The 5,692-nt window shown below is 71.4% G+C and carries 5 protein-coding genes; 1 reads left to right on the forward strand and 4 read right to left on the reverse strand.

Features of this window, described 5'->3' with window-relative positions; translation table 11 throughout:
- Positions 1-52: 52 nt before the first annotated feature.
- Positions 53-1,360 (reverse strand): lysine N(6)-hydroxylase/L-ornithine N(5)-oxygenase family protein, encoded by a 1,308-nt coding sequence (locus tag ACIGA3_RS15620; protein ID WP_399715149.1) that lies wholly within the window; start codon positions 1,358-1,360, stop codon positions 53-55.
- 98 nt (positions 1,361-1,458) lie between these two features.
- On the opposite strand from ACIGA3_RS15620, the gene ACIGA3_RS15625 reads away from it, so the two are divergent.
- Complete coding sequence (locus ACIGA3_RS15625; protein WP_399715151.1) at positions 1,459-2,412, forward strand: methionyl-tRNA formyltransferase; 954 nt, start codon at positions 1,459-1,461, stop codon at positions 2,410-2,412.
- A 21-nt stretch (positions 2,413-2,433) separates the two neighbouring features.
- Here ACIGA3_RS15625 and ACIGA3_RS15630 read toward each other — a convergent pair whose 3' ends face one another.
- Genes ACIGA3_RS15630 through ACIGA3_RS15640 form a run of 3 tightly spaced genes read right to left on the reverse strand, consistent with a single transcriptional unit; the run spans position 2,434 to position 5,392 of the window.
- A complete protein-coding gene (locus ACIGA3_RS15630; protein WP_399715154.1) occupies positions 2,434-3,318 on the reverse strand; it encodes an ABC transporter ATP-binding protein in 885 nt (294 codons plus the stop codon).
- A 5-nt stretch (positions 3,319-3,323) separates the two neighbouring features.
- Positions 3,324-4,400 (reverse strand): FecCD family ABC transporter permease, encoded by a 1,077-nt coding sequence (locus ACIGA3_RS15635; protein ID WP_399715156.1) that lies wholly within the window; start codon positions 4,398-4,400, stop codon positions 3,324-3,326.
- 2 nt (positions 4,401-4,402) lie between these two features.
- Positions 4,403-5,392 carry a FecCD family ABC transporter permease gene (locus ACIGA3_RS15640; RefSeq protein WP_399715159.1) on the reverse strand — a complete coding sequence of 330 codons (990 nt, stop codon included), beginning with the start codon at positions 5,390-5,392 and terminating at the stop codon, positions 4,403-4,405.
- Positions 5,393-5,692: the final 300 nt, after the last annotated feature.

The raw sequence follows: 5,692 nt of genomic DNA on the forward strand, positions 1-5,692 counted from the left end.
CGGAGCCCCGGCGGGACCGTCCGCCAGAGCTCCGGGGAGTCCTTCCGGTGGGTCAGGCGGGGACCCGGCCCGCCAGCACCGAGCGGTGGATCTCCGCCGCGCGGACCGCGACCGTCGACAGCAAGGTGCTGGTCAGGCCATGGGTGTGCTCGGTGCCGCCCTGGAGGTAGATGCCCGCGGTGACCTCCGGCGCCGTCTCGACCCGGTGATCGCGACCCACCCGGATCTCGTCCTCCTCGTCCCGCAGGCACAGCTTGGCCGCCTCGCCGAGCAGCGGGGTCAGATCGCGGGGGCGATAGCCGGTGGCGAGGACCAGCACGTCGGTGGGGAGCACCTGGCGCTCCCCGGTGGGGAGGAACTCGACGGTGACGTCCAGCGCGCCGTCCGCGCCCGTGTCGACCGAGCGGACTCGGGAGACGTTGAGGAAGCGCAGCCGCTCCCGCCCGGACACCTTCTCCCGGTACGCGGTGGCGTACAGAGACTCGATCAACTCCATGTCGACCACGGAGTAGTTGGTCGAGCGGTGGTAGTCGAACAGGGACTGCTTCACCTCCGAGGGCGCCGAGAAGTAGACGTCGACCGCCTCCGGGTCGAAGATGCGGTTGGCGAACGGGCTGTCGTCGGCCGGGGTGTAGCCGTACTTGGCGAAGACGGAGCACACCTCCGCCTCCGGGAAGGTACGGTGCAGGTAGTCCACCGCCTCGGCCCCGCTCTGCCCGGCACCGAGCACGACCACGCGCCGTACCGGGGTGTCCGAGTCGGCCAGTTGGACCGAGCGTGGGATCAACTGGCTGTTGTGCCAGACGTGTTCGCCCAGTTCCAGACCGGGTGGCACATGCGGCTCCAGTCCCATCGCCAGGCTGATGTTGCGGGCCCGGTGGGTCACCGTCTCCCCGGGGCGGGCGGTGTCGCGGGAGGTGACGTCGAAGTACGCCACCCGGCCGTCGTCGTCGCGCACCGGGTCCACGGCGATCGCCTCGCTGCCGTACGCGACCAGGTGGGACACCCGCTCGGCCGCCCACTCGAAGTACTCGTGGAACTCCATACGCAGCGGGAACAGCGTCTTCTGGTTCAGGAAGTCGATCAGCCTGCCCCGTTCGCGCAGGAAGCACAGGAAGCTGTAGTCGCTGGTCGGGTTGCGCAGCGTGACGAGGTCCTTCAGGAAGGACACCTGCATCGTGGCGTCGTCGATCAGCATGCCCCGGTGCCAGCCGAAGCCCGACTGGCGTTCCAGGAACAGGGCGTTGAGACGGTGGCCTGCCGAAAGGCCCGCGTTGTGTTCCTCAACCGCTATGGACAGAGCGAGATTTGACGGTCCGAAACCGATACCGAGAACGTCGTGGACGACGTCGGAACCCATGCGCGGTGACTTCACCTTGGCATCGCCTCCCTCAGGCAGGCCCATGCTAGATAAGGTAAGGCTTACCTAGCAATGGAGTCTGTGAAGGGAAGGGCTGTATGCGGGTCGTCATGCTCGGCTACCAGACCTGGGGTCACCGCACGCTTCAGGCGCTGCTCGACTCCGAGCACGAGGTCGTCCTCGTCCTCACCCACCCCAGGAGCGAACACGCCTACGAGAAGATCTGGGACGACAACGTCGCCGAACTCGCCGAGAAGCACGGCGTCCCCGTACTGCTGCGCAACCGCCCCGACGACGCCGAACTCCTCGCCGCCGTAAAGGAGTCGCGCCCGGACATCATCGTCGCCAACAACTGGCGCACCTGGCTGCCCCCGGAGCTGTTCGACCTGCCGGAGCACGGCACCCTCAACATCCACGACTCGCTGCTGCCTTCCTACGCCGGTTTCTCCCCGATCATCTGGGCGCTGCTCAACGGGGAGGAGCGCGTCGGTGTGACCGCGCACCGCATGAACGGCGAACTCGACGCCGGGGACGTCCTGGTGCAGCGCTCGGTGCCGGTCGGGCCCACCGACACCGCGACCGACCTGTTCCACCGCACCGTCGACCTCATCGCGCCCCTCGTCCGTGAGTCGCTGGACCTCATCGCCTCCGGCCGTGACGCCGGCCAGTGGATACCGCAGGACCGCTCCCGCGCCAGCTTCTTCCACAAGCGCTCCGCCGAGGACAGCCGCATCGACTGGGGCTGGCCCGCCGAGCGCCTGGAACGCCTCGTACGGGCCCAGTCGGACCCGTACCCGAACGCGTACGCCTACCACCGCGGGCAGCGGCTGCGGATCGTCTCCGCTGCCGTCTCCGAGGGCCGTTACGGCGGCACGCCGGGGCGGATCTTCATCCGCGAGGGTGACGGGGTGGTCGTCGTGGCGGGCGCCGACGCGCACACCGGGCGCTGCCGGGGGCTGCTGGTGAAGCGGGTGCGCACGGACGACGGCACCGAGTACGCGGCCGCCGACTACTTCCGCACCATGGGCGGTTACCTCACCTCGCGTCCCTGAGCCGCGCGCGGCGGCGGCCGGTCAGTCGACGGCCGCCGCCGGTACGGCTTCCGCCAGGCCGGCGCCGTCGTCGTGGTGACGGCCCAGCGGGATGACCAGCGGGGTGCCGCTGACCGGGTCCGGAGCGATCCGGCAGCGCAGCCCGAACACGTCCGCCACGGTCACCTCGGTCACCACCTCGGCGGGCGCGCCCTCGGCGACGATACGGCCGCCCTTCATGGCGATGACGTGATCGGCGTACCGGCACGCCTGGTTGAGGTCGTGCAGCACCATCACCACGGTCCGGCCCTCGCGCCGGTTGAGGTCGGTGATCAGGTCCAGTACGTCGATCTGGTGGGCCAGGTCGAGATAGGTCGTCGGCTCGTCCAGCAGCAGCACCGGGGTGCCCTGGGCGACGGCCATGGCGATCCAGGCCCGCTGCCGCTGGCCGCCGGACAGCTCGTCCACCGGCCGGTCCGCGAGATCGGTGAGCCCGGTCGCGGTGAGCGCCCCGCGCACCGCCTCCTCGTCCGCCGCCGACCACTGCCGCCACCAGGTCTGGTGCGGTGAACGCCCCCGGCCCACCAGGTCGGACACGGTCAGCCCCTCCGGCGCCACCGGGGTCTGCGGCAGGATGCCCAGCTTGCGGGCCAGCTCCCGCGTCGGCACCTCGCGCAGGGCCACCCCGTCCAGCTCCACCACGCCCTGGCGTGGTGCCAGCAGCCGGGCGAGCGCCCGCAACAGGGTCGACTTCCCACAGGCGTTGGCGCCGACGATGGCCGTGATGCGGCCGGTCGGCACGGTGAGGTCCAGGTTCTCCACGACCGTCCGCCCGTCGTAGGCGAGCCGCAGTCCGCGGGCACCCAACTCCGGTCCTGAAGTCGGTGACTTGGTCGCACGCGCGATGCGCGGTTCGGTGGTCGACATGTGCATCAGCCTCCAGAGCCCGCGCGGTTGGCGCGGATGAGCAGCCACAGCAGGACCGGCGCGCCGAGGGCGCCGGTGACGATCCCGACCGGCAGTTCCGTTCCGGGGACCGCCTCGCGGGCGAGGAGGTCGGCGCCGAGCACGGTGAACGCGCCGGTGAGACCGGAGACAAGAGGGGGCGGCGACGAGGTGCCCGCCACCCGCTGGGCGATCTGCGGACAGGCCAGCGCGACGAACGCCACCGGCCCCGCCGCAGCCGTACCGAAGGCGACCAGGCCCACCCCGGTCAGCAACAGCGCCAGCCGGACCGGCTGGACGGGCGTGCCGAGCCCGGCCGCCACGTCGTCGCCGAGCTGGAGTGTGCGCATCATGCGGCCCAGCCCCAGCGCGGGTGGCAGCAGGACGACCGTGGCCAGGGCGAGGGTGTCCACCTGCTCCCAGGTGCGCCCGTTGAGGTTGCCGACCAGCCAGCCCACGGCCTCCTGCGCCTGGAACCGGTCGCCCCGCGCCACCAGGAAGTCGGTGGCGCTGGTGCAGATCCAGGAGACGCCGATACCGACGAGGATGATCCGGTACCCGGTGGTCCCGCCCTTCCACGCCAGCGCGTACACCAGCAGCGCGGTCGCCAGCGCGCCCAGGAGGCCCAGCGTCGACAGGCCGAGGCCGCCCGTCCATCCGAGGACGACGGCTGCCACCACCGCCGTGCCCGCGCCCTCGGTGAGCCCGATCATGTCGGGGCTGGCCAGCGGGTTGCGGGTCATCGTCTGGAACACGGCCCCGGACACCCCGAAGGTCACCCCGACCAGTAGTCCGGTCAGGGCGCGCGGCAGCCGGAGGTCCTGGACGACGGTGACCGTGCCGGGGTCGCCCGCGCCGACGAGCGCCCGGACCACGTCGGGGAGGCTCACCGGATAGTCGCCGAGGGCCAGGCCCCAGCAGAACAGCAGGAACGCGCCGACGGCGACGGCGGCCCCGGTCAGCAGCAGCCGGGGGCGCAGCATCCCGGAGACCGGGGGGACGCCGAGCCGGAAGGGCCGGTCGCGCAGGACGGGAGGCGCCGTGATCTTCGTGGGGACGGACATGCTCACACCTCCGCGAGCTTGCGGCGCCGGACCAGGGCGATGAAGAACGGGCCGCCGAGGAAGGCGACCAGCACACCGGCCTGAATCTCGGTGGGGCGGGCCACCGTCCGGCCCAGGATGTCGGCGGCGAGCAGCAGCGCGGGCGCGATCGCGGCGGACAGCGGCAGCAGCCAGCGGTGGTCCGGGCCGATCCCGGCGAACTGGGCGAGGAGCCGGGCGATGTGCGGGACGACGAGGCCGAGGAAGACCACCGGGCCGATGACCGCCACCGACGCGCCGGTCAGCAGCACCACTGCCGCGACCCCCTGGAGCCGGACCAGGCCGAGCCGCCGGCCGAGGGAGGCCGCCACGTCGTCGCCCAGCGCCATGCTGTTGAGCGCGGGCGCGCAGGCCAGGGCGAGGACGGCACCGGCCGCGAGGAAGGGCAGGATGCGCAGCAGCTCGCCGGAGTCCTTGTCGGCCAGCGACCCCGCCGACCAGAAGCGGTAGCGGTCCAGCGCGTCCTGGTCGGTGAGCACCACGGCGCTGGTCAGCGACGACAGCAGTGACGTGACGGCCACCCCGGCCAGCGCCAGCTTCACCGGGGTCGCCCCGGACCGGCCCAGCCGCCCCAGGAAGAACACCAGCACGCTCGCGGCGAACGCCCCCGCGAACGCGAACCACACATAGCCGTACAGCGAGCCCACGCCGAACACCGCGACGGCCACGACGATGGCGAACGACGCGCCCGCGCTGACCCCGAGGATGCCTGGGTCGGCCAGCGGATTGCGGGTCAGGGCCTGCATCAGCGCACCCGACATGCCGAGCGCGGCCCCCGTGGTCAGGCCGAGCAGCGTACGAGGCACGCGTACCGACCAGATGACGTTGTCCACGAGCCGGCTCGGCGGATGGCCGAGGACCGAGCGGACGACCTGGTCGAGCGGGACATTCAGCGCGCCCAGCGCCACCGACAGCACGGACAACAGCAGGAGCAGCGCGACGACCAGGGTCACCAGCCCGGTGGTGCGGAGCCCTCTTTCTTGCCTGCTTCCTTGGGGCACGTGCCGGTCTCCATACCGTCGGTCCGAGGTGTCGCCGAGAGGGGGGAGCGAGTCATCTCCCTTGCTGGAAAGGCCAGTTGGGGAGCATGGCGGCAGCCCTGACAGCGACTTAGGTGAGCATAACCTCAGTCGCTGTGACGTGGGCCGCCGAATCCGTAAGGGGACTGTTGGGTTAGGCAAACCTCACCTTACTATGCGAGCGGTCGCGGCTCCGCTGAGCCGTTCCACACCTATGGGGAGGCACGGGCAGCT

It is taken from the genome of Streptomyces sp. NPDC085596, from assembly GCF_044541565.1.
Lineage (GTDB): Bacteria > Actinomycetota > Actinomycetes > Streptomycetales > Streptomycetaceae > Streptomyces.

Coding starts and splice junctions, on each gene's coding strand:
- ACIGA3_RS15620 (WP_399715149.1), bottom strand. CDS start 1,360: ATGGGTTCCGACGTCGTCCACGACGTTCTCGGTATCGGTTTCGGACCG.
- ACIGA3_RS15625 (WP_399715151.1), top strand. CDS start 1,459: ATGCGGGTCGTCATGCTCGGCTACCAGACCTGGGGTCACCGCACGCTT.
- ACIGA3_RS15630 (WP_399715154.1), bottom strand. CDS start 3,318: ATGTCGACCACCGAACCGCGCATCGCGCGTGCGACCAAGTCACCGACT.
- ACIGA3_RS15635 (WP_399715156.1), bottom strand. CDS start 4,400: ATGTCCGTCCCCACGAAGATCACGGCGCCTCCCGTCCTGCGCGACCGG.